Origin of the sequence: Phocaeicola barnesiae DSM 18169 = JCM 13652 (genome assembly GCF_000374585.1) — a bacterium.
In the GTDB taxonomy this organism is placed as follows: domain Bacteria; phylum Bacteroidota; class Bacteroidia; order Bacteroidales; family Bacteroidaceae; genus Phocaeicola; species Phocaeicola barnesiae.
This window is the reverse complement of record NZ_KB894657.1, coordinates 1-22,888: the sequence shown is the minus strand read 5'-3', so window position 1 is coordinate 22,888 and position 22,888 is coordinate 1. Positions and strand designations below refer to the sequence as shown.

Here is a 22,888-nt window from a genome sequence, read left to right as displayed (position 1 = left end):
AGTTGATGTTGACTGTCGGTAACAGGCGGTACCAGCCCGCCTGTACCTAAAATTATGTTATTCCAGTGTAATGCTCAAGCAGAGACCTCTCAACTCATGCAGCAATACATTCAGAGATTCCGGAATACCCGGTGTCGGCATCGGCTCGCCCTTCACAATGGCTTCATAAGCCTTAGAACGTCCGACTACATCATCAGACTTGATGGTCAGGATTTCCTGAAGGACATGAGCGGCACCGAAAGCTTCGATAGCCCAAACCTCCATTTCTCCGAAACGCTGACCACCGAACTGTGCCTTACCACCAAGCGGCTGCTGGGTAATCAGTGAGTACGGACCGATAGAACGTGCATGCATCTTGTCTTCTACCATGTGACCCAGTTTCAACATGTAAGTCACACCTACCGTAGCAGGCTGGTCGAACTGTTCACCGGTACCACCATCGTAAACTACAGTCTTACAATAACGCGGCAGACCGGCCTTATCAGTCCACTTATCCAAATCGTCCATGGTAGCACCATCAAAGATCGGTGTTGCAAACTTCACGCCCAGTTCCTTACCGGCACGACCCAATACGGCTTCGAAAATCTGACCGATGTTCATACGAGAAGGCACACCCAACGGATTCAATACGATATCTACCGGAGTACCATCGGCCAAGAACGGCATATCTTCCTGACGTACGATACGTGAAACGATACCCTTGTTACCGTGACGACCGGCCATCTTATCACCGACACCGATCTTACGTTTCTTGGCAACATAAACCTTCGCCATCTGGATGATACCTGAAGGAAGTTCATCACCGATGGTCAACGCAAACTTCTTACGTTTCAGTTCAGCATCAAGTTCCTTATACTTCTTCAGATAATTCATGATCAGGTCACGAATCATTTCATTCTTATGGGCATCAGCAGTCCATTTGCTCAACTGGATAATGGTATAATCCAATGAAGACAGGTCATGACGGTTAAATTTAGCACCCTTCGGAACTACTTCAGTTCCCAAGTAGTCCTTCACGCCCTGAGAAACCTTGTCGGCAGTCAATACCATCAACTTATCAAGCATGATTTCCTTCAACGCAGCTGCCTTTTCTTCGAATTCCTCATTCAGTTTCGGCAGGATTGCCTTATCGGCATTCTTTTCGCTACGGGTCTTGATGACACGTGAATACAGCTTCTTATCGATAACTACACCACGCAAAGAAGGAGAAGCCTTCAACGAAGCGTCCTTCACATCGCCGGCCTTGTCACCAAAGATAGCACGCAACAGTTTTTCTTCTGGCGACGGATCTGACTCTCCCTTCGGAGTAATCTTACCGATCAGGATATCACCCGGTTCGATGCGGGCACCGACACGTACGATACCGTTTTCATCCAAATCCTTGGTTGCTTCCTCGCTTACGTTCGGGATATCGGAAGTCAATTCCTCCATACCGCGCTTCGTTTCACGAACCTCCAGGATATATTCGTCTACGTGTACAGAAGTCAGCAAGTCTTCACGGACTACACGTTCGTTCAACACGATAGCATCCTCATAGTTATATCCCTTCCAAGGCATGTATGCCACCAACAGGTTCTTACCCAAAGCCAACTCACCGTTTGCAGTAGAATAACCTTCAGTCAGGATATCACCCTTCTTCACACGCTGTCCTTTATTACAGATCGGGCGCAAGTCGATGGTCATGCTCTGGTTCGTCTTACGGAATTTCGGAATACGATATTCCTTCAAAGCCGGTTCAAAGCTTACGAATTCCTCGTCTTCAGTACGGTCATATAAGATTCGAATGGTAGTAGCGTCTACAAATTCGATGACACCGTCACCTTCTGCAGCAATCTGTGTACGGGAATCCTCACACAACTGCTTTTCAATACCAGTACCAACAATCGGAGCTTCAGTACGTAACAATGGAACTGCCTGGCGCATCATGTTTGATCCCATCAATGCACGGTTAGCGTCATCATGTTCCAGGAACGGAATCAAAGAAGCAGCGATAGAAGCAATCTGCTGCGGAGCCACATCCATCAGTTCAACCTGATCCGGAGTCACTACCGGATAATCAGCATCACGACGGGCCTTTACTTTATCACGTACGAAAGTACCGTCATCGTTCAACGGTGCATTACCCTGTGCGATGATCTTGTCTTCTTCCTCTTCGGCCGACAAGTATTCGATACCTTCCGGTGACAAATCGACTACGCTGTCCTTCACCTTACGGTACGGAGTAACAATGAATCCGAGGTCATTGATCTTTGCATAAACACACAGAGAAGAAATCAAACCGATGTTCGGACCTTCAGGAGTTTCAATCGGACACAAACGACCGTAGTGAGTATAGTGAACGTCACGTACCTCGAATCCGGCACGGTCACGAGACAAACCACCGGGACCCAACGCAGACAAACGACGCTTGTGTGTGATTTCAGCCAGCGGGTTAGTCTGGTCCATGAACTGTGACAGGGCGTTTGTTCCGAAGAATGAATTGATGACTGAAGAGATAGTCTTCGCATTAATCAAATCAATCGGAGTAAACACTTCGTTGTCGCGTACATTCATACGTTCACGGATAGTACGTGACATACGGGCCAGACCGATGGCAAACTGGTTTGACAACTGTTCTCCTACAGTACGCACACGACGGTTACTCAAGTGGTCGATATCATCCACATCTGCCTTCGAGTTAATCAGCTCAATCAGATACTTGATGATTTCGATAATATCTTGTTTCGTCAATACTCTGACATCCATCGGCGTATCAAGATTCAACTTCTTGTTGATACGATAACGGCCAACATCACCCAAATCATAACGTTTCTCAGAGAAGAACAGGTTATTGATAACCTCACGGGCACTTACATCATCGGCAGGGTCTGCATTACGCAGCTGACGGTAGATATACAGTACAGCTTCCTTTTCCGAGTTACTCGGGTCTTTCTGCAAAGTATTGAAGATGATAGAAAAATCAGAACTATTCGCTTCTTCATTATGAACGAGGATGTTCTGTACACCTGATTCGATAATCATATCGATATGTTCAGGCTCGATGACAGTTTCACGGTCGATGATTACCTCGTTACGTTCGATAGATACAACTTCACCGGTATCTTCATCAACAAAGTCTTCAGTCCAGGTCTTCAGCACACGTGCTGCCAATTTCCGACCGATAATCTTTTTCAGATTAGCCTTATTGACCTTCACGTCCTCTGCCAGATTGAAGATTTCGAGAATATCCTTATCATTCTCAAATCCTACAGCTCTCAACAAAGTAGTTACAGGGAGTTTCTTCTTACGGTCGATGTAAGCATACATCACATTGTTGATATCCGTAGCGAACTCAATCCATGAACCTTTAAATGGGATGATACGTGCAGAATACAGCTTAGTACCATTGGCATGGATGCTCTGACCGAAGAATACACCCGGGGAACGGTGCAACTGAGAAACGACAACGCGTTCAGCACCGTTGATGACGAAAGTACCTTTCGGAGTCATGTAAGGGATAGGACCCAAGAACACATCCTGAATCACTGTATCAAAGTCTTCGTGATCGGGGTCGGTACAATAAAGCTTCAGTTTGGCTTTCAAGGGAACACTATAGGTCAAGCCGCGCTCCAGACAGTCGTCAATCGTATAGTGAGGCGGATCGATATAGTAGTCAAGGAACTCGAGCACGAAGTTGTTGCGGGTATCTGCAATCGGGAAATTCTCGGCAAACACCTTATACAATCCGTCGTTCTTTCGTTTTTCGGGTGGGGTATCTAACTGTAAAAAGTCTTGGAATGACTTCAATTGCACTTCCAAGAAATCCGGATACTTCATCGGATTCTTTACGGAAGCAAAGCTAATTCGTTGATTTTCTGTATTTGAAGACATCTGTATGATATATTAGTTGAAAGTTGATAGTCGACAGCGAATGGCGTCAGTAAAGAGTCAATTTACTATAGACGCAAAAAGGTTAAGAATCCTCGATAATGAGGACTCTTAACCGAACTTCCTGATTTACAGGATAATCTTATTTAAGTTCAACTTCAGCTCCAGCTTCTTCCAAAGTTTTCTTCAAAGATTCAGCTTCGTCTTTAGCCAAACCTTCTTTTACTGTGCTAGGAGCACCGTCAACCAAGTCTTTTGCTTCTTTCAAGCCAAGACCACAAGCTTCTTTAACGGCCTTAACAACCTGCAATTTAGCAGCACCTGCGCTCTTCAAAACTACATCGAATGAAGTTTTTTCTTCAGCAGCAGCTGCACCAGCAGCAGCAGGACCAGCAGCAACAGCTACAGCTGCAGCAGCAGGTTCAATACCGTATTCTTCTTTAAGGATAGTTGCAAGTTCATTAACTTCTTTTACTGTCAAGTTAACTAATTGTTCTGCAAAAGCTTTCAAATCTGCCATTTTTGTATGATTTTAATTGTTTGTTACTAATTGAATAATATTAAAGTTGTTTGGTTTTCATTCAGACAGCCGTGCGGATTATTCTCCACGTTCTGCCAATGTCTGAAGAACTCCGTGAATGGTGTTGCCACCAGACTGCAGAGCTGAGATAACGTTCTTCGCAGGAGATTGCAGCAATGCAATGATGTCTGCGATAACTTCGTTCTTGCTCTTGATTGTTGCAAGAGCTTCGAGCTGATCTGCTCCTACATAGAATCCTTCTTCTGCATAAGCAGCTTTCAGAGTAGGAACACCTTCTTTGTATTCTTTCAGCAATTTAGCCGGAGCGTTAGCAACTTCGCTAAACATTACGGCAGTAGTACCTTTCAAAGAATCAAACAACGGTGAGTAATCAACATCCAAGCTCATGAGAGCCTTGTGAAGCAAAGAATTCTTCACAACTACCAACTTGATACCAGCTTTGAAACACTTTCTACGAAGATCACTTGTAGCAGCAGCATCCATAGCTGTTGTATCAATGATATAGAAATGACCGTATTCTTTAACGGTGTCAGCCAGCTGACCTATGATAACGCCTTTATCTTCCTTTCTCATGATTCCTCCTTGTTATTAGATTTCTTCTACAGATTTCGGGTCGATTTTAATACCCTTACTCATAGTACTTGAAAGATAAATACTCTTAATATAGGTACCTTTAGCTGTGCTCGGTTTCAGTTTAATGATAGTAGCGATAAATTCTTTCGCATTTTCGCGGATCTGGTCAGCAGTGAAAGATACTTTACCGATTGAAGTGTGAACGATACCGCTCTTGTCAACCTTAAAGTCAATCTTACCTTGCTTAACTTCCTTAACAGCTTTAGCTACATCCATAGTCACAGTACCACTCTTCGGGTTCGGCATCAATCCACGCGGACCGAGTACACGACCCAGAGCACCGATCTTACCCATGATAGACGGCATAGTGATGATCACATCAATATCAGTCCATCCACCTTTGATCTTTTCGATATATTCATCAAGACCAACATAGTCAGCGCCAGCTTCTTTTGCAGCAGCTTCAGCATCCGGTGTACACAGAACAAGCACGCGAACCTGCTTACCTGTACCATGAGGCAGAGATACAACACCTCTTACCATCTGGTTAGCCTTACGAGGGTCTACACCTAAACGTACATCAATATCTAATGAAGCATCAAACTTAGTGAAGGTGATATCCTTTACCAGCTGTGCAGCTTCTTTCAGTGAGTATGCTTTCCCTGCTTCAATTTTTTCTGCAGCCAACTTTTGATTTTTTGTCAGTTTACCCATTATCAATTGAAGTTAATTAGTTATTACCCGGGAAGTCACCTTTTACAGCGATACCCATACTTCTAGCTGTTCCTGCTACCATTGTCATAGCAGCCTCGATAGTAAAGCAGTTCAAGTCAACCAATTTGTCCTGAGCGATGGTGCGAATCTGATCCCAAGTAAGTTCAGCAACTTTCTTACGGTTCGGTTCAGCAGAACCACCTTTAATCTTAGCAGCCTCGAGCAACTGAATAGCTACAGGAGGAGTCTTGATTACGAAATCGAAAGACTTGTCTGTGTAGTAGGTAATGATTACAGGTAATACCTTACCTGCCTTGTCCTGGGTTCTGGCGTTGAATTGCTTGCAAAATTCCATGATATTGATACCCTTAGAACCCAAAGCAGGTCCAACGGGAGGTGATGGATTTGCAGCGCCTCCTTTAATCTGTAATTTGATTAGTCCAGCAACTTCTTTAGCCATTTTTGATTGTAATTTTTATATAAACATTTAACGAATAAAACAACGACACGTAACAAAATGCGTTATTCCTTTTCCACATCCGTAAAGCCTAACTCGAGCGGAGTTTTCCGACCGAATATCTTGACCATTACTTTCAGTTTACGCTTTTCGCCATTCACTTCTTCAATCAAACCACTGAAACCGGTAAATGGACCAACGCTAACTTTCACTGTTTCTCCAACGGTATAAGGAACATTCAATTCCTCACCTACCTCCTGAAGTTCGTCTACCGTACCCAGAATACGATTCACTTCCGATTGTCTCAAAGGGACCGGATGATCCTGTCCACCCAAAAAGCCAATCACATTCGGCGTGTTTCTCAAATGATGAGCAACCTCACCTACCAGCGCGGCCTCTACCAAGACATACCCAGGGAGATAAGTTCTCTCCTTCACAATCTTTTTTCCATTGCGAACCTGGTAAACTTTTTCGGTAGGAATCAACACCTGAGATACATAGTCACCAAGGTTTCCGTGTCTGATGTCAGCATCAAGATACTCCTTCACCTTGCTTTCTTTTCCACTTACGGCACGCAGTACGTACCATTTCTTTTCAATCTCAGACATTTTATATTACTTAATTAGTGCGGATAGATAACATCTTCCATGATAAACTGGAAGGCAGAATCCATAAGAAAAACAACGAGTGCAATGAGCAGGGAAGCAGTTAAAACAGCCACTGCACTACCTGAAAGTTCTGAACGATTAGGCCATGTCACTTTATGGACTAGTTCGTCATAAGATTCCTTACAATAATTCGTTATCTTTTTAAACATATTCTATTCAATTTTGCACGGGAAGAGAGGCTCGAACTCCCGACACTCGGTTTTGGAGACCGATGCTCTACCAACTGAGCTATTCCCGTAAAAATAGTTCCCGAAGAAGTTTTCGGGAACTATAATCATTTATCTTTAACTTTGGATTAGTCAAGGATTTCAGTAATCTGACCAGCACCTACTGTACGACCACCTTCACGGATAGCGAAGCGCAGACCTACGTTCAATGCAACCGGATAAATCAACTCAACGTTGATAGTTACGTTATCACCCGGCATTACCATGTCTGTTCCTTCCGGCAAAGTGATTTCACCTGTACAGTCCATAGTACGCAGATAGAACTGAGGACGATATTTGTTGTGGAACGGAGTGTGACGACCACCTTCTTCTTTCTTCAGGATATAAACCTCAGCTTTGAACTTAGAGTGAGCCTTAACCTGACCCGGGTGACACAGAATCATACCACGTTTGATTTCGTTCTTGTCGATACCACGAAGCAACAAACCTACGTTATCACCAGCTTCACCCTGATCCAGCAACTTACGGAACATTTCTACACCAGTTACAACTGATTTCTTGTCTTCACCAAGACCCAGGATTTCTACTTCATCACCAACTTTGATAACACCAGCTTCGATACGACCAGTAGCAACTGTACCACGACCAGTGATTGAGAATACGTCTTCAACCGGCATCAAGAATGGTTTATCAACATCACGCGGAGGCAGCGGAATCCAAGTATCAACAGCATCCATCAACTCCATAATCTTATCTTCCCACTGAGGAACACCGTTCAATGCGCCCAGAGCAGAACCACGGATAATCGGAGTATTGTCACCGTCGAAGTTGTAGAATGACAGCAATTCACGCATTTCCATTTCTACCAATTCCAACATTTCTTCGTCGTCAACCATGTCGCACTTGTTCAAGAATACAACCAGACGAGGAACGTTTACCTGACGAGCCAACAGAATGTGTTCACGAGTCTGAGGCATCGGACCATCAGTAGCAGCAACTACGATGATAGCACCATCCATCTGAGCAGCACCAGTTACCATGTTCTTAACGTAGTCGGCGTGTCCCGGACAGTCTACGTGAGCATAGTGACGATTTGCAGTCTGATATTCTACGTGAGAAGTATTGATAGTAATACCTCTTTCCTTTTCTTCAGGAGCGTTATCGATAGAATCGAAAGAACGCATTTCTGACAGACCTTTCTTTGCCAATACTGTAGTGATAGCAGCAGTCAAAGTGGTTTTACCGTGGTCAACGTGACCGATAGTACCAATGTTAACGTGCGGTTTCGAACGTTCAAATTTCTCTTTAGCCATAGCTTTATTTTATTTATTTGATTAATAATCAGCTTTTACACATTCACGAGCTGTTACCGGGACTTGAACCCGGGACCTCTTCCTTACCAAGGAAGTGCTCTACCGCTGAGCTATAACAGCAAAAGAAGAAAAAAGAGAGCGGAAGACGGGACTCAAACCCGCGACCCTCAGCTTGGAAGGCTAATGCTCTATCAACTGAGCTACTTCCGCTTGTTTGAAGTGGGCAAAGATGGATTCGAACCACCGAAGGCGTAAGCCAGCAGATTTACAGTCTGCCCCATTTGGCCACTCTGGTATTTGCCCAACTTTCTTTTTTCAAAGATCAGAAGATTAACGCTAGCGCCTTTCTTCTTGAGCCTCTTGTCGGATTCGAACCAACGACCCCGAGATTACAAATCACGTGCTCTGGCCAACTGAGCTAAAGAGGCATTTCCATCATTCAGAAATTTGCAGCCGCTATGTTTCTTACGGCTTAGCGGCTGCAAATTTAGCTATTATTTTTTAATCACAAAACTTTTTCGTGATTTTTTTACTTGCTTTGTTGTTTTTCCTTTGTTTTCAGCAACTGTTTGGAGAGTGCTTCCATACAAACATCGATAGACTCCTCAAACGTATCGCTTACTTTTTCTGCGTAAAACTCTGTATTCAACGCCAAGACACGGACACCCGCTTCCTTATTCATTGCCGTTTCAGGTTTTACTACTTTTAAAGACACCTCTACTTTCTTTATATTATCGCAAAACTTCTCGAGCTTCTCTGCTTTCTTCTGAATGAAAGCTTCCAATTTTTCGGATGCGTCGAAATGAATGGATTGAATTCTTACTTCCATAAATACCTCCTTTTTTTTACGCTCTGGGGTGAGCTTGTTCATAAACTTTTTTTAGTTCCTCAAAAGTCGTATGGGTATATACCTGCGTCGTCGTCAGACTCTCATGCCCCAGCAACTCCTTCACAGCTTCCAGCTCCGCCTGATGGTTAAGCATAGAAGTCGCAAACGAATGCCTCAACACATGAGGACTCTTCTTCTTCAGCGTCACGACTTTCGACAAATTGCGCTTCACGATTCGATAAACCAACTCCGGATATAACCGTTCTCCATCCTTTCGGACAAAAAATGCGGGACACACCCGGGGGCAATTTTCATTTCGTTCTGAAAGATAAGCCTGCATATCCGCCTCCAGTTCATCACCGAACGGAACCAGACGCTGCTTGTTTCTTTTTCCAGTCACTTTAATCACCCGTGCAGAGAAGTCCACATCAGCATCATCCAGACCGATTAACTCGGAAAGACGAATACCTGTTGTATAAAAGACTTCCAGCACCGTACGATCCCGTACGCTTTCAAAACCTTTTCCGAAATCCGTATCATCAAGCAGACAATTCATATCAGCTTCTTTCACGAACACCGGCAAGGGCTTCTTTTTCTTCGGACCGTTAATCTTTGCCATCGGATCCACTGACACCAGTTGCTTCCGAAGCAGGAAGTGATAAAACGACCGGAGCGAACTAAGCTTCCGATTTACAGATGTAGCTGTATACCCTTCATCCATCAGTGAGATTACCCACCCACGAATCAGATCGGCATCTATATCCGTATAATCTAAATCTTGGCCCACCCCTCTAAAGTAACTTTCAAACTGCGTAAGATCGATTCCGTAACTGCGAACAGTCTTAGACGAATAGTTACGCTCCAAAGAAAGATACCCCAAAAAAGATTCTTTCAGCATAAGAAACATCGCCTTATTGATTCAACGACGAATTTATGAAAAAGAATTCAATAATTCAAGAAATCCTGCAGAATTTATTATTCTTCTGTCTGCTGCATTTTCTGAACGTAAATAGCACGTTCCATCTTAAGTCTCTTCAGTACAGACGGTTTGTCATACTGCTGTCTGCTTCTCAGTTCTTTTACAACACCTGTTTTTTCAAATTTTCTTTTGAACTTCTTCAGCGCTTTTTCAATGTTTTCGCCTTCTTTTACTGGAACTACAATCATGTTTTTTAAATTAAATGTATGTTGTTACTAAAATATTTATGCATTTTATTTGCGGCGCAAAATTACACATACTTTCTTTATTCACAAAACTTTCCGACATATTTTCTTTGGAATTTCCTAGAATTTATAACTTTGTGACTTCAGAAAATCAAGTTAACACCAAATCAATCAACCTACCATGAAGCAGATTACAGACAGAATAGAAGCTCTCCGCGCCTTTATGAAACAAAAAGGAATAGCAGCTTTCATCACTCCCAGTACTGATCCGCATTCCGGAGAATATGTACCGGCACATTGGGAATCGCGCAAGTGGATTTCAGGATTCACCGGTTCAGCCGGGACCGTAGTCATCACGACCAGCCAAGGAGGATTATGGACCGACTCCCGTTATTTCCTTCAGGCTGCCGAGCAACTGCAAGGAAGCGGACTGACCCTATTCAAAGACAGATTGCCCGAGACTCCAGATATACCGTCGTGGTTAGGACAAGTACTGACCCCAGGAGATAAAGTGGGAATCGACGGATGGGTAACCACTACAGCCGAGGCACAATCATTAAAGACAGCATTGGCCCAGAACGGCCTTGAACTGATTTCAGTTGAAGATCCTTACGAAAGTTTGTGGAAAGACCGCCCTGCCCTACCGATGAATGCTCCGTTCATTTTGCCATTGACCTATTGTGGAACAGACAGTACAACCAAGATTGAAAAAATTCGTCAACAAATCCGGGCCAACCAAGCAGATGGCATGCTGGTTTCTGCGCTCGATGAGATTGCCTGGACATTAAATATGCGGGGAAATGACGTACATTGCAATCCGGTATTTGTCAGTTACCTGCTCATCACCGAACAACGTACCGTCCTCTACATCTTACCGGAAAAACTGACTCTGGAAATCCAAGAATATTTGAACAAGCTACAGGTGGAAATCCAAGACTACCGGAATGTGGAAAAAGGATTACGGGAATATGCCGGAAAGGCTATTCTGCTTCCCCCAAGCACCAACTACAGCCTCTACCAGGCTGCCGCCTCAGCAACGACAGTCGTCACAGCCCCCTCACCGGTACTTTACCTGAAGGCCATCAAGAACGATACAGAGATTGCTGGCTTTCATGCCGCGATGAAGCGCGATGGAGTTGCAATGGTACACTTCCTGAAATGGCTGAAGGAAACCGTCAAGCAACTACCGGTCACCGAAGTGACACTCGATGAAGCGCTCTACCGCTTCCGGGCTGCACAGGAAAATTTCAGAGGTATCAGTTTCGACACCATTGCCGGATATGCCGCCCACGGAGCCATTGTCCATTATGAAGCGACACCGGAAACAGCCGCCACCCTCCATCCGAAAGGAATGTTACTGCTAGACAGTGGTGCCCAATATTTGGACGGGACTACCGACATTACCCGTACCATCGTACTGGGACCTGTCACCGAAGAAGAGAAGCGTGACTACACATTGGTTCTGAAAGGAATGATCCAACTTTCCATGGCCGAATTTCCTCACGGTACCTGTGGCACACAACTGGATGTACTGGCCCGTCAGTTCATGTGGAAAGCCGGTATCAATTACGGACACGGTACAGGACACGGAGTCGGTCATTTTCTCAATGTACACGAAGGCCCCCATCAGTTCCGAATGAACCACATGCCGGCTTTACTGCTACCAGGAATGACTGTCACCAACGAACCGGGTATCTACAAAGAAGGCCGCCATGGCGTACGGATCGAAAATACCATGCTGATAGTGAACAGTAAGCAGACAGAATTCGGTTCTTTCTATAAATTCGAGGCACTCACCTGCTGCCCGATTGATAAAGAGGCAATTCTCACAGAGATGTTGAGTCCGGAAGAAACAGCCTGGCTGAACGATTATCATGCATGGGTCTACCGTGAGTTAAGCCCATCGTTGAACGAAGATGAAAAAGCATGGCTGGCCGAAGCTACCGCTGCCCTCTGATTTCAAGAATTGCTTTTAACCGCAACAAATAGTCCCCTCCTGATTTACATGGAGCACTCAACAAAACGATTTTCAAACCTTATCCGTACAATAAAAAATCGATAAAATATGGCACTCATCAAATCTGTCCGCGGCTTTACTCCTGTCATCGGGGAAAACTGCTACCTGGCCGACAACGCCACCATCATAGGCGATGTAATCATGGGACACGACTGCAGTATCTGGTTCAATACCGTATTGCGGGGCGATGTCAATTCCATCCGCATCGGCGACCGGGTAAACATCCAGGACGGTAGCGTTCTGCACACGCTGTATGAAAAATCGACCGTCGAAATCGGCAACGACGTATCGATAGGACACAATGTCACCCTACATGGAGCAACTGTGAAAGACAATGCGCTGATTGGTATGGGCTCTACCCTACTCGACCATGCAGTGGTCGGTGAAGGCGCCATCGTTGCAGCCGGAGCCCTGGTACTGGCCAACACTGTCATCGAGCCCCATACCTTATGGGGAGGCGTTCCGGCTAAATTCATCAAGCATGTCGACCCGAAACAAAGCAAAGAATTGAACCAGAAGATAGCTAATGGATACCTGATGTATGCATCCTGGTTCAAGAATGAAGACTAACCGGACTCTTACAGGAAAGATACCGATATTATAAACGGGAGGCTTGAAACCCGATGTTCCAAGCCTCCCGTTATTCCTATAAAGGACCGTACTTTATAATTGTCCGATTAACACGGCTACATCTTCTTCGCGGGTCGCCCAACTGGTAGCAATACGTACGGCAGTATGATCTTCATCCACCTTCTCCCAAACTTCCACACCAACTGTCTTGGAGAGTTCTTCCAGACGTCTGTTCTCCATAATAACAAACAACTGGTTGGTTTCCGGCTCTATCAGGAACCGATAGCCTTTCTCACGTAAAGCAGAGACAATGCGGTCGGCCATATCAATGGCATGACGGGCTATCCGGACATACAGGTCATCAGTGAACAAGGTATCGAACTGTAACCCGAGCAACCGGCCTTTAGCCAACAGAACGCCGCGCTGCTTTACGATGGTATCAAACTGTTTCACCAGTCCAGGGTGAGTAAAGACGACTGCTTCACCGAACAAAGCACCGACCTTAGTACCTCCAATATAAAAGATGTCACACAAAGCGGCAATATCCTTCAATGTCACATCAGTTCCATGAGCAGCCAGTCCATACCCCAGACGTGCACCATCCAGGAACAACGGAATCTGATGTTTACGGCAGACTGCCGATAAAGCCTTCAGTTCCTCCAGTGTATAGAGTGTCCCGTATTCAGTAGGATGAGAGATATAAACCATGGCCGGTGCCACCATGTGGTCCCAACTGGGACCGGCATAAAATTCAGTAATGTATCTGTCTACATCTTTCGCCGCCAATTTACCGTTACAGTGAGGCAGTCCTAGCACCTTATGTCCTCCGGCCTCAACCGCACCGGCCTCGTGCTGGTTGATATGACCGCTTTCGGCAGCTATCACTCCTTCATAAGGACGAAGGACAGAAGTGATGACCGTCGCATTGGTCTGCGTACCACCTACCAGGAAGTGTACCGAAGCTTCCGGACAACCGCAAGCCTGTCGGATTTTTTCACGCGCATCCGCACAATAATGATCAGTTCCATACCCAGGAGTTTTCTCCATGTTTGTCTGCGTCAGGCGTTCCAGGATTAACGGATGAGCGCCTTCCATGTAATCACTCAAAAAATACTGCATAGACATTTTAAATTAATACTTGAATCGTCTTCCGGACATTCAAAGTTTTACTTCTTTCATGATTTTATCCAAAGCTCCGGCATTATTCCGGACATAATTTCCGGCCTTCTTCCCTGCTTTGTCCAGGAATCCGTAATCGGTACGGAACTTGTCCATCAGTCCGTTGAAATCAGCTGCTCCATGGATTTCAAACCCACCTTTTGCTTCCTTAAGTCCTTGAGCTTCCATAAATTTCTGATTATTCGGCCCAAAGAAGACTGGCATACCGTATACGGCCGCTTCCAGCGTATTGTGTATGCCAACTCCGAAACCACCTCCGATGTAAGCAATCTCACCGTAGCGGTAAATGGAAGAAAGCAGGCCGAAGCAATCGATAATCAGGCAGTCAGCCTGACGGGCTTTTTCTTCGGTAATCTGCGAATAACGCACTACCGGTCTTTCCAGCTTCCGGATGATTTCTACAATATGGCTTTCATTGATGACATGAGGAGCGATAATCAGTTTCATGTCCCGGTGAGCATTGAAATAAGGAATGAAGATATCCTCATCCGGCGCCCAGGAGCTTCCGGCCACCAAGGTCAAAGTCTCTCCCCGGAACAGTTCTACCATCGGCAGTTCTTTTGCCTGCCGGCAGATTTCCAGAACCCGGTCGAAACGGGTATCCCCCACCACGGTCGTGTTGGTTATTCCTATTTTTTTCAGAAGTTCCACCGATTCCTGATTCTGCACAAAAAGATGAGCAAAGCATTTCAGGATAGACCGATATTCTCCTCCGTACCAACGGAAGAACAGTTGCCCCGGACGGAAGATGGAAGAAACACTATAAACTGGTACGTCCCGACGGTTCAGTTCCGTCAGGTAGTTTTTCCAGAACTCGTATTTTACAAAGAAAGCCATACACGGACGGGCCAGTTCCACAAAGCGACGGGCATTGGACGGTGTATCCAAAGGCAGGTAACATACCACATCGGCCCCCTTATAATCCTTCCGCACCTCGTATCCCGAAGGAGAGAAAAAAGTCTGCAGAATCTTATAGTCCGGATAACGTTTCCGGATTTCTTCAATCAACGGCCTGCCCTGTTCGAATTCTCCCAGGGATGCCGCGTGAAACCAGATGTATTTCGCCTGCCGGTCAATACGCTGCTGTAACACAGTGAAGGCGTCTTTCTCACCTTTCACCATGACCGATACCTTCTTACTGAAAAGTGCAGCCAATTTGACTGCACCCACATAAAGATATATAATCAGATTATAAATCATCTCTATCCTTATTTTAACACTTCGATAGCCCGACGCATACGACGTACTGTTTCTTCTTTTCCCAATACAGCAGTAATATCAAACATGTGCGGTCCTTTGCCTTCACCCACCAATGTCAAGCGGAAAGCGTTCATGATGTTACCCATATGGTAACCCTTGTCTTCAATCCACTTCATTACCACCTGTTCCTGATGTTCCAGTGAGAAGTCATCCAATGATTCCAACAGGTCTGCCAATTCAGCCATACAGACAGCCGAATCTTCTTTCCAGCGCTTCTTCACTGTCTTTTCATCATATTCAGTCGGGGCTACGAAGAAGAACTTGCAGGTATCCCACAATTCCTTGATGAAGCTTACACGGCCTTTCATCAGTCCCATCACTGTAGCTACCGTATCCATCGGAGCTTCAATTCCATGCTCCTTCAAGATAGGCATGAACAATTCAGCCAGTTTCCGGTCATCCATGTGGATGATATATTCATGATTGAACCATTTTCCTTTTTCGTAATCGAACTTGGCACCCGCCTTGCTGCAGCGATGCAGGTCAAAAAGCTTGATCAGTTCGTCCATCGACATCAATTCCTGGTCATTCCCCGGATTCCAGCCCAACAATGCCAGGAAGTTGATGACAGCCTCAGGCAAATATCCGGATTCACGGTAACCGGAAGAAACTTCACCAGTCTTCGGGTCATGCCACTCCAGCGGGAATACCGGGAAACCCAGACGATCTCCGTCACGTTTGCTCAACTTACCGTTTCCGTCCGGTTTCAACAGCAAAGGCAGGTGAGCGAATTCCGGCATGGTGTCTTCCCAACCGAATGCACGGTACAGCAGGACATGCAGCGGAGCAGAAGGCAACCATTCTTCACCACGGATAACATGCGAAACTTCCATCAAATGGTCATCCACAATATTTGCCAGGTGATAAGTAGGCAGTTCGTCAGCCGATTTATACAGGACTTTATCATCCAGAATAGAAGAGTTGATGACTACTTCTCCACGGATAATGTCATGTACATGCACATCTTCGTTCGGTTCAATCTTGAAACGGACTACATACTGCTGTCCTTCTGCTATCAGACGGTCTACCTCCTCTTTCGGAAGTGTCAGCGAATTACGCATAGACAGACGGGTAGTAGCGTCGTACTGGAAATTCGGAATCTCTTTCCGCTTAGCATCCAGTTCCTCCGGAGTATCGAAAGCGATGTAAGCTTTTTCGTTATTCAACAGAACCTGTACATATTTTTTATAGATATCACGACGTTCCGACTGACGGTACGGCCCGTAATTACCACCGAAGCTGACACCTTCGTCAAACTTGATACCTAACCAGTTGAACGATTCGATAATGTATTCCTCCGCTCCGGGAACGAAACGGTTTGAATCCGTATCCTCGATACGGAAAATCAGATCTCCCCCATGCTGACGGGCAAACAGATAGTTATATAAGGCAGTGCGCACACCACCGATATGCAATGCACCTGTCGGACTCGGTGCAAAACGAACTCTTACTTTTCTTTCTGACATAGTGGTTTCTATCTAAAAATACGCTGCAAAAATAAGCTAAATTTCCCGTTTTTTTCTTATTTTGCGCCCAAAATCACAGTATCACATGAAAAGTTTCCAGACAGAAAGAAAGTTCTCTTACCGGGATCTGTTTTATAAGCTCATTCTTTTCGTCGCAACGGTGACGATTATCGTCTATTTTTTGCCGAAGGAAGGACAGTTCAACTATCAGTTTGAAATCAACAAACCCTGGAAATACGGGCTTCTGCAGGCTTCATTCGATTTTCCTATTTACAAAGACGAAAGCCAGATCAAAAAAGAACAGGACAGTATTCTGGCCAGTTACCGCCCGTATTACATCCGTAACAAGGATATCGGAGAACAGATGATACACAAGTTCCAGAACGACTACAATGTCTCACTCCGGAAAATCCTGCCCTCCGTTTCCTATTACTATTATATCGAGAAACAGTTGAAAGACTTTTATAAGAAAGGAATCATCTCGTCCTCCGACCTGTCACAACTGCACAAAGATAGTCTGGCATACATTCAGGAAATCGACCAGAACACTTCCCACGAGTTGGCCGTACAATCCATATACACGACCAAACAGGCCTACGAAAGCCTCATCTGCTCAGATACGCTCCATTTTCAGAAGAACTTGTTACAGCAGTGCAATCTGAACAATTATCTGACACCGAACCTTACTTACGACGCCAAACGTTCGGAAGCCCTACGGAACGACCTGCTGGAAGACATCTCCTGGGCCAACGGCTTTGTCATGAACGGACAAAAGATTGTCGACCGTGGAGAAATCATCGACAAACGGACATTCATCATTCTGAACTCCCTTCAGCAGGAATGGGACAAACGGAGTGAAACCACTACCGAAAAAAGATTGGCATTGGTCGGACAGGTACTGTTCGTCTCCCTGCTCATCGCCACATTCTTCATCTATCTGGAACTGTTCCGCAGTGATTACTACCAAAACCGCAGAAGCTGGTACCTGCTGTTCAGCCTCATCATCTTTTTCAGCGTGATAAGCTCCATTACAGTGGAACATCTTCTGACCAGTGTCTATGTCATTCCCTTTGCCATGGGACCTATCATCATACGTATTTTTCTCGATTCACGAACGGCCTTCATGGCACACATCATCCTGGTTCTGCTATGCTCCATCTCCCTGCGCACACCGCATGAATTCATTCTGTTGCAGTCCATGGCAGGCATGGTAGGAATCTATAGTCTGAGAGAACTTTCACAACGCTCCCAATTGCTGCGGAGCGCTTTGCTAGTCACGTGTACGTATGCCATCCTGTACTTGTCGCTCGATCTGATGCACGCCAATGACGTCAGTCAGCTAAGCACGCACATCTATATCAATTTCATCATCAACGGCATCCTGCTGCTGTTCACCTATCCGTTGCTGTTCATCCTGGAAAAGACTTTCGGATTCACGTCCAATGTAACCCTTGTAGAGTTATCCAACATCAATACCAAACTGATGCGTGAAATGTCTGAAATTGCTCCGGGGACCTTCCAGCATTCACTACAGCTGGCTAACCTGACAGCCGCTGCCGCCAACCGTATCGGCGCCAACAGCCAGCTGGTACGTACCGGGGCCATGTATCATGACATCGGCAAGATGCTGAATCCGGCTTTCTTTACCGAGAACCAGACTGGAGTGAACCCTCACGACCAACTGAGTTACAAACAAAGTGCCCAGGTAGTTATCAGCCACATCACCGACGGTCTCCGACTGGCTGACAAATATGATTTGCCACAAGTTATCAAAGATTTTATCCGCACTCATCACGGAGCCGGTGTAACCAAATATTTCTATATCTCCTATCAGAACGAGCACCCGGATGAAGAAGTAGACAAGAGCTTCTTCCAGTACCCGGGTCCGAATCCGTTCACCAAAGAACAAGCCATTCTGATGATGGCAGATGCAGTAGAAGCAGCCTCCCGAAGTTTACCGGAATACACGGAAGAAAGCATTTCCAACCTGGTAGACCGGATTATCGATTCACAGGTACAGGACGGATGCTTCAAGGAATGCCCGATAACTTTCAAGGACATCGCGACCGTCAAATCAGTATTCAAGGAAAAACTGAAGACGATGTATCACACCCGCATCAGTTATCCGGAACTGAAGAAATGACTTTAGGCATGTATCATTCTCCCTCCCGCGTCTTGTTTTGTTATAAATTGTCCGGCTATACCGGATTCATTCCTTATCATTCATCGGAATACCCAGGTATTGTTTGAACTGTCTCACATCCGTATTCATAATCAGCGCCTCCGGGAATTCCGTTTCACCCACCAACTCCAAAGCCCGGTCATATACGGCGATATCAAAAGAGATATGCGCATCACTTCCCAGAATGACGGGGACTTCGTATTGTTTACACAACCGCAGAATCTCCAGATTATTGGGTCGTGCCGTCGGTTTGTTACGGACCGGATTCAAGGAACTGTTATTGATTTCCAACAGTGTATGATGTTCTTTTGCAGCCAGGACTATCGGTTCGAAATTCAGTTCGGCCGTCCCGTCACCGGGATGACTGATGATGTGGATGTATGGATTGGAAATGGCCTGCACCATTCCGTGCGTATTCTCCTCCATCGTGCCCCAGTGATAGCAGAGCGAATGGATACCGGCAATGCGCAGGTCCAGCCGCTGCAGATAATACTCATCCAAATCCAGATTTCCTTCTCCGTCCAAAATATTGATTTCAGCTCCCAGCAGCAGTTCGATACCGTACATCCGGCGGGGAACCACATGCAGGTTACGGAAATAAATCAGGTCACAGCTTCCCGGAATTCCCGGTGAATGTTCCGTAATTCCCAATAATTCAAGCCCTTTGTCGGCAGCAGCCCGGGCCATCTCCTGTAACGTACTGAATGCATGCCCGCTAGCTAACGTATGGGTATGCACATCCAAGGCTATCTTCATAATTTTGCTATTTTTATAGTCAGTTTATCGGTTTATCACATCGGATCGACATCATAATATACCACCAACGAGCGGAACCGTTCGTCTTCCACCAGTGCATGCTGTAGCTGCAACAGATAGCTACGCACTTTAGTCATGGAAGTTCCTTGGGCTATCTTCACCACTATTTTTTTGATGAACAACTGCTGTATTCGCCCTACAGGAGGTTTATCTGGGCCTAATATCCACTCTCCCATTCCGCTGCGCAGCCAGCCGGCCAGTACCGAAGCAGCCTGGTCCACCACCTCTTCTTTCCGGTGTTTCAAGTAGACATACACCAGCCGGTCGAACGGTGGATAGTTGAACAACCGGCGTTCCTCCAACTGTTCGGTATACATCTGTCGGTAATCGTTGGTCACGACCTGATGAATCAACGGCAGGTCAGGCGACTTTGTCTGGAGAATGACCAGTCCCTGCCGGTTCTTCCGTCCGGCACGCCCGGCCACTTGCGCCATCAGCTGAAATGCCCGTTCGTATGAGCGGAAGTCCGGATAATTCAACAGCGAATCGGCATTCAGGATACCCACTACACTCACACGGTCGAAATCCAGTCCTTTCGACACCATCTGCGTACCTATCAGCACATCGGTCCTGCCTGCCTGAAAATCCGCGATAATGGTCTCATAAGCTGTCCGCGTACGGGTCGTATCCAAATCCATCCGGGCTACCCGGACTTCTGGGAAAATACGCTTCACATCATCTTCCACCTTTTCTGTTCCGAACCCCCTGTCCTTCAACTCCACTCCTCCACAAGCCGGACACGACCGCGGTACCTGATAAGTGTATCCACAATAATGGCAAGTCAGTTGGTTCAACCCCTTATGGTAAGTCAGGCTCACATCACAGTTCTTGCAACGAGGCACCCAACCGCAGGTATGGCATTCTATCATCGGAGCAAATCCCCGTCGGTTCTGAAAAAGGATGACCTGCTCTTTCCGTTCCAAAGCCTCCCGCATCTGCTGCAACAGCATCGGCGAGAAAGGACCCGTCATCCGCTTTTTACGGGCCAGTTCCTTAATGTCCACCACTTCGATACGGGGCAGACATATCTGACGGTGGCGCTCTGTCAGCTCCACCAACCCGTATTTCCCTTGAAGGGCATTATAATAAGTTTCAATACTTGGAGTGGCCGTTCCCAACAGGGTTTTCGCCCCGAACAGGGAGGCCAGTACGATGGCGGCATTCCGCGCATGATAGCGCGGAGCAGGATCCTGTTGTTTATAGGTTTGTTCGTGTTCCTCATCCACGATGACCAGCCCTAATCGCCGGAAAGGCAGGAATACAGATGAACGGACACCGAGAATTACATCATAATCATGTTCGGACAACTGTTTCCGCCAGATTTCCACCCGTTCCGCATCCGGGAACTTGGAATGATAGATACCTAAATTATCCCCGAAGACCCGTTTCAGCCGTTCGGTAATCTGAGTTGTCAGAGCGATTTCAGGCAGCAGATAAAGCACCTGTTTACCTACGCTCAGGACCTGCTGAATCAAATGAATATAAATTTCCGTCTTTCCACTGGCAGTCACCCCGTGCAACAGACAGACATTTTTCGTATGAAAAGTTGTAAGAATTTGTCGGAAAGCAACTTCCTGTGCTTCACTCAGCGTATGTAGCGCCTGCAAGTCCCGGTCCTCGCGAATCAAACGTCCTACTTCGGCCGTATAGGTTTCAAGCACCCGCTTCTCTACCAGTCCATTCACTACCGCAGCCGAGACGCCGGCCGTCTCCAACAACTGCTTACGCGTAACTTCTTTCGGCAGATTACCGGGAGCAGACCAGGCCGAAAGCTCCAGGTATTTCATCAGCACGGCCAACTGTTTCGGTGCCCGTGCCAACAGGTCCAACTGCTTCCGGAGCATTTCTTCAGAACGCATCCCTTCTGTCAACCGGATACGGGTCTCCACTTTAGGCTTATAGCTGCGTTTCAGTTCCTCTTTTACGCAAATGGCTCCTTTCTCCAGCAAGGACTGGATGACTGGCAGCAACTGACGGATACCACTATTCTTTTCCAGTTGGGTAATACACTGTTCCGTGTCAAGACTCAACACATCCAATATCCGCTGCTCTTTTTCCGGTAACGGCCCGGTGGCCACAAACTCCGGATTATACACCACCAGCGTTTCACTCTCCAGTTTCATCCCCGAAGGCAATGCCGCTTTATAGACATCACCCAATGTACACAAGTAGTACTCCGACAGCCACTTCCAGAACCGGTACTGTCGTTCGAACAGAATCGGATGTTCATCCAGCAGTTCAGCGACTTCTTTGGTTTCATAACCTTCCGGAGCGTCCTCATGTATCCGTGTCACCAATCCCGTATAATATTTCTTCCGACCGAACGGAACGACCACCCGGCATCCGACTAGGACCCGGCCGACCATCTCATCCGGCAATGAATAAGTATATTGTCCGGCAATGGGTAAAGGTACGATGACATCTACATAACACTTCATGCTGCAAAGGTACAAAATAGGAGCCATCACCGGTGGAAACGGATATGATTTTTATAAAGTAAAGATACATTTGCCACATAAAGGCATGAAACTATTTTTTAGTACCAGATGCAATTCTCTCTTTCTGCTTCCAGGCAACAGGCCTCAACCCCAAACTGGCGGCCAGTTCCGGTTCATGCTTGCGTAAATAACTCCGGAACACCTCCGGATGATGACCGAATTCTCTAGCCACATACGAAACCGGACGCGGGTGCTGCCGCAGACTCTCGATAGCCTCAGCATATTTGGCCGCCACTGTCTTCATACGCTGACGCGAACGGGCAATGTTCAGTTCCGCATCCTCGGCTGCAACGATACCCGAACGCTCCAGGACCAGCGCACGGTGCCATTTGTGCAAATAGAACCGGAATCCTTCTGCCGGTACCCCCGTCCGCCGTACGATTTCCTTCATCGTAAGAGCTGTATCACGGAACATGGCCAACGCTTCAGCATATTTCTGTACTGTAGCAGGTAAAGGTTCATACTTCCGGCCATTTCCCAACAACGCTCCCCGCTTCTTCTTGCCGGCCAGCTTGGCCTGCCGGCGGGTTTCCTTCTTCTCCTTCAGCAAAGGCTGATGGTAGAACCGCAAGTGTTGCAAAAAACCGCCTTCTGATACCTTGCATTG

Annotated in this window: 19 protein-coding genes, 5 tRNA genes and 1 pseudogene; 3 read left to right on the top strand and 22 right to left on the bottom strand. The window is 46.3% G+C overall.

The genetic code is table 11. From position 1 onward, the window contains the following. Positions 1-57 precede the first annotated feature (57 nt). The 16 genes from rpoB to rpsU all read right to left on the bottom strand — a co-directional run bounded on the left by rpoB (position 58) and on the right by rpsU (position 10,296). Entirely contained in the window at positions 58-3,870 is a 3,813-nt protein-coding gene (gene rpoB, locus C510_RS0113200; protein ID WP_025892838.1) for a DNA-directed RNA polymerase subunit beta, read from the bottom strand. 139 nt (positions 3,871-4,009) lie between these two features. Next, a complete protein-coding gene (gene rplL / locus C510_RS0113195) occupies positions 4,010-4,387 on the bottom strand; it encodes a 50S ribosomal protein L7/L12 (protein WP_007564160.1) in 378 nt (125 codons plus the stop codon). Positions 4,388-4,465: 78 nt separating this feature from the next. Further along, positions 4,466-4,981, bottom strand: a complete 516-nt coding sequence (gene rplJ / locus C510_RS0113190) for a 50S ribosomal protein L10 (protein ID WP_018711764.1) — start codon at positions 4,979-4,981, stop codon at positions 4,466-4,468. A 15-nt stretch (positions 4,982-4,996) separates the two neighbouring features. Beyond that, positions 4,997-5,695, bottom strand: a complete 699-nt coding sequence (rplA, locus tag C510_RS0113185) for a 50S ribosomal protein L1 (RefSeq protein WP_018711763.1) — start codon at positions 5,693-5,695, stop codon at positions 4,997-4,999. A gap of 16 nt (positions 5,696-5,711) precedes the next feature. Continuing rightward, positions 5,712-6,155, bottom strand: coding sequence for a 50S ribosomal protein L11 (gene rplK / locus C510_RS0113180; RefSeq protein ID WP_018711762.1), 444 nt, complete (start codon positions 6,153-6,155; stop codon positions 5,712-5,714). Between the two features lie 62 nt (positions 6,156-6,217). Further along, positions 6,218-6,760 (bottom strand): transcription termination/antitermination protein NusG, encoded by a 543-nt coding sequence (gene nusG / locus C510_RS0113175; RefSeq protein ID WP_018711761.1) that lies wholly within the window; start codon positions 6,758-6,760, stop codon positions 6,218-6,220. 14 nt (positions 6,761-6,774) lie between these two features. Then, a complete protein-coding gene (gene secE, locus C510_RS16935; RefSeq protein ID WP_018711760.1) occupies positions 6,775-6,969 on the bottom strand; it encodes a preprotein translocase subunit SecE in 195 nt (64 codons plus the stop codon). Between the two features lie 16 nt (positions 6,970-6,985). Continuing rightward, positions 6,986-7,058: transfer RNA gene (locus C510_RS0113165), tRNA-Trp, on the bottom strand. Between the two features lie 57 nt (positions 7,059-7,115). Further along, the gene (tuf, locus tag C510_RS0113160; RefSeq protein ID WP_018711759.1) at positions 7,116-8,300 is read right to left on the bottom strand and encodes an elongation factor Tu; all 1,185 of its coding nucleotides are present in this window, start codon (positions 8,298-8,300) and stop codon (positions 7,116-7,118) included. A 48-nt stretch (positions 8,301-8,348) separates the two neighbouring features. Further along, a tRNA-Thr gene (locus tag C510_RS0113155) sits at positions 8,349-8,420 on the bottom strand. Between the two features lie 17 nt (positions 8,421-8,437). Beyond that, positions 8,438-8,510, bottom strand: a tRNA-Gly gene (locus tag C510_RS0113150). Between the two features lie 10 nt (positions 8,511-8,520). Then, a tRNA-Tyr gene (locus C510_RS0113145) sits at positions 8,521-8,603 on the bottom strand. 51 nt (positions 8,604-8,654) lie between these two features. Next, a tRNA-Thr gene (locus C510_RS0113140) sits at positions 8,655-8,728 on the bottom strand. 101 nt (positions 8,729-8,829) lie between these two features. Continuing rightward, the gene (hpf, locus tag C510_RS0113135; RefSeq protein ID WP_025892840.1) at positions 8,830-9,129 is read right to left on the bottom strand and encodes a ribosome hibernation-promoting factor, HPF/YfiA family; all 300 of its coding nucleotides are present in this window, start codon (positions 9,127-9,129) and stop codon (positions 8,830-8,832) included. Positions 9,130-9,145: 16 nt separating this feature from the next. Next, entirely contained in the window at positions 9,146-10,027 is an 882-nt protein-coding gene (locus C510_RS0113130; protein ID WP_025892841.1) for a tyrosine-type recombinase/integrase, read from the bottom strand. 77 nt (positions 10,028-10,104) lie between these two features. Beyond that, the gene (gene rpsU / locus C510_RS0113125) at positions 10,105-10,296 is read right to left on the bottom strand and encodes a 30S ribosomal protein S21 (RefSeq protein WP_018711756.1); all 192 of its coding nucleotides are present in this window, start codon (positions 10,294-10,296) and stop codon (positions 10,105-10,107) included. Between the two features lie 178 nt (positions 10,297-10,474). Here rpsU and C510_RS0113120 point away from each other — a divergent pair, with 178 nt between their 5' ends. Next, positions 10,475-12,250, top strand: coding sequence for an aminopeptidase P family protein (locus tag C510_RS0113120; RefSeq protein WP_018711755.1), 1,776 nt, complete (start codon positions 10,475-10,477; stop codon positions 12,248-12,250). A 108-nt stretch (positions 12,251-12,358) separates the two neighbouring features. After that, on the top strand, positions 12,359-12,880 hold the full coding sequence (locus tag C510_RS0113115) for a gamma carbonic anhydrase family protein (RefSeq protein ID WP_018711754.1): 522 nt from the start codon (positions 12,359-12,361) through the stop codon (positions 12,878-12,880). 93 nt (positions 12,881-12,973) lie between these two features. Here the strand turns inward: C510_RS0113115 and C510_RS0113110 are convergent, their stop codons facing one another. From C510_RS0113110 to gltX, 3 genes are read right to left on the bottom strand one after another with little or no spacing between them, the layout of a single operon-like run. Next, a complete protein-coding gene (locus C510_RS0113110) occupies positions 12,974-13,999 on the bottom strand; it encodes a threonine aldolase family protein (RefSeq protein ID WP_018711753.1) in 1,026 nt (341 codons plus the stop codon). Positions 14,000-14,038: 39 nt separating this feature from the next. Continuing rightward, a complete protein-coding gene (locus tag C510_RS0113105; RefSeq protein WP_018711752.1) occupies positions 14,039-15,259 on the bottom strand; it encodes a 3-deoxy-D-manno-octulosonic acid transferase in 1,221 nt (406 codons plus the stop codon). A gap of 8 nt (positions 15,260-15,267) precedes the next feature. Then, the gene (gltX, locus tag C510_RS0113100) at positions 15,268-16,785 is read right to left on the bottom strand and encodes a glutamate--tRNA ligase (RefSeq protein WP_018711751.1); all 1,518 of its coding nucleotides are present in this window, start codon (positions 16,783-16,785) and stop codon (positions 15,268-15,270) included. A gap of 85 nt (positions 16,786-16,870) precedes the next feature. On the opposite strand from gltX, the gene C510_RS0113095 reads away from it, so the two are divergent. Further along, entirely contained in the window at positions 16,871-18,928 is a 2,058-nt protein-coding gene (locus tag C510_RS0113095; RefSeq protein ID WP_018711750.1) for an HD family phosphohydrolase, read from the top strand. Between the two features lie 66 nt (positions 18,929-18,994). On the opposite strand, the gene C510_RS0113090 is transcribed toward C510_RS0113095, so the two are convergent. The 3 genes and pseudogenes from C510_RS0113090 to C510_RS17520 all read right to left on the bottom strand — a co-directional run. Next, positions 18,995-19,723, bottom strand: coding sequence for a phosphatase (locus C510_RS0113090; protein ID WP_018711749.1), 729 nt, complete (start codon positions 19,721-19,723; stop codon positions 18,995-18,997). 35 nt (positions 19,724-19,758) lie between these two features. Continuing rightward, complete coding sequence (priA, locus tag C510_RS0113085) at positions 19,759-22,221, bottom strand: replication restart helicase PriA (RefSeq protein WP_026320227.1); 2,463 nt, start codon at positions 22,219-22,221, stop codon at positions 19,759-19,761. Between the two features lie 91 nt (positions 22,222-22,312). Further along, positions 22,313-22,888, bottom strand: a pseudogene (locus C510_RS17520) (hypothetical protein); the annotation flags it as partial.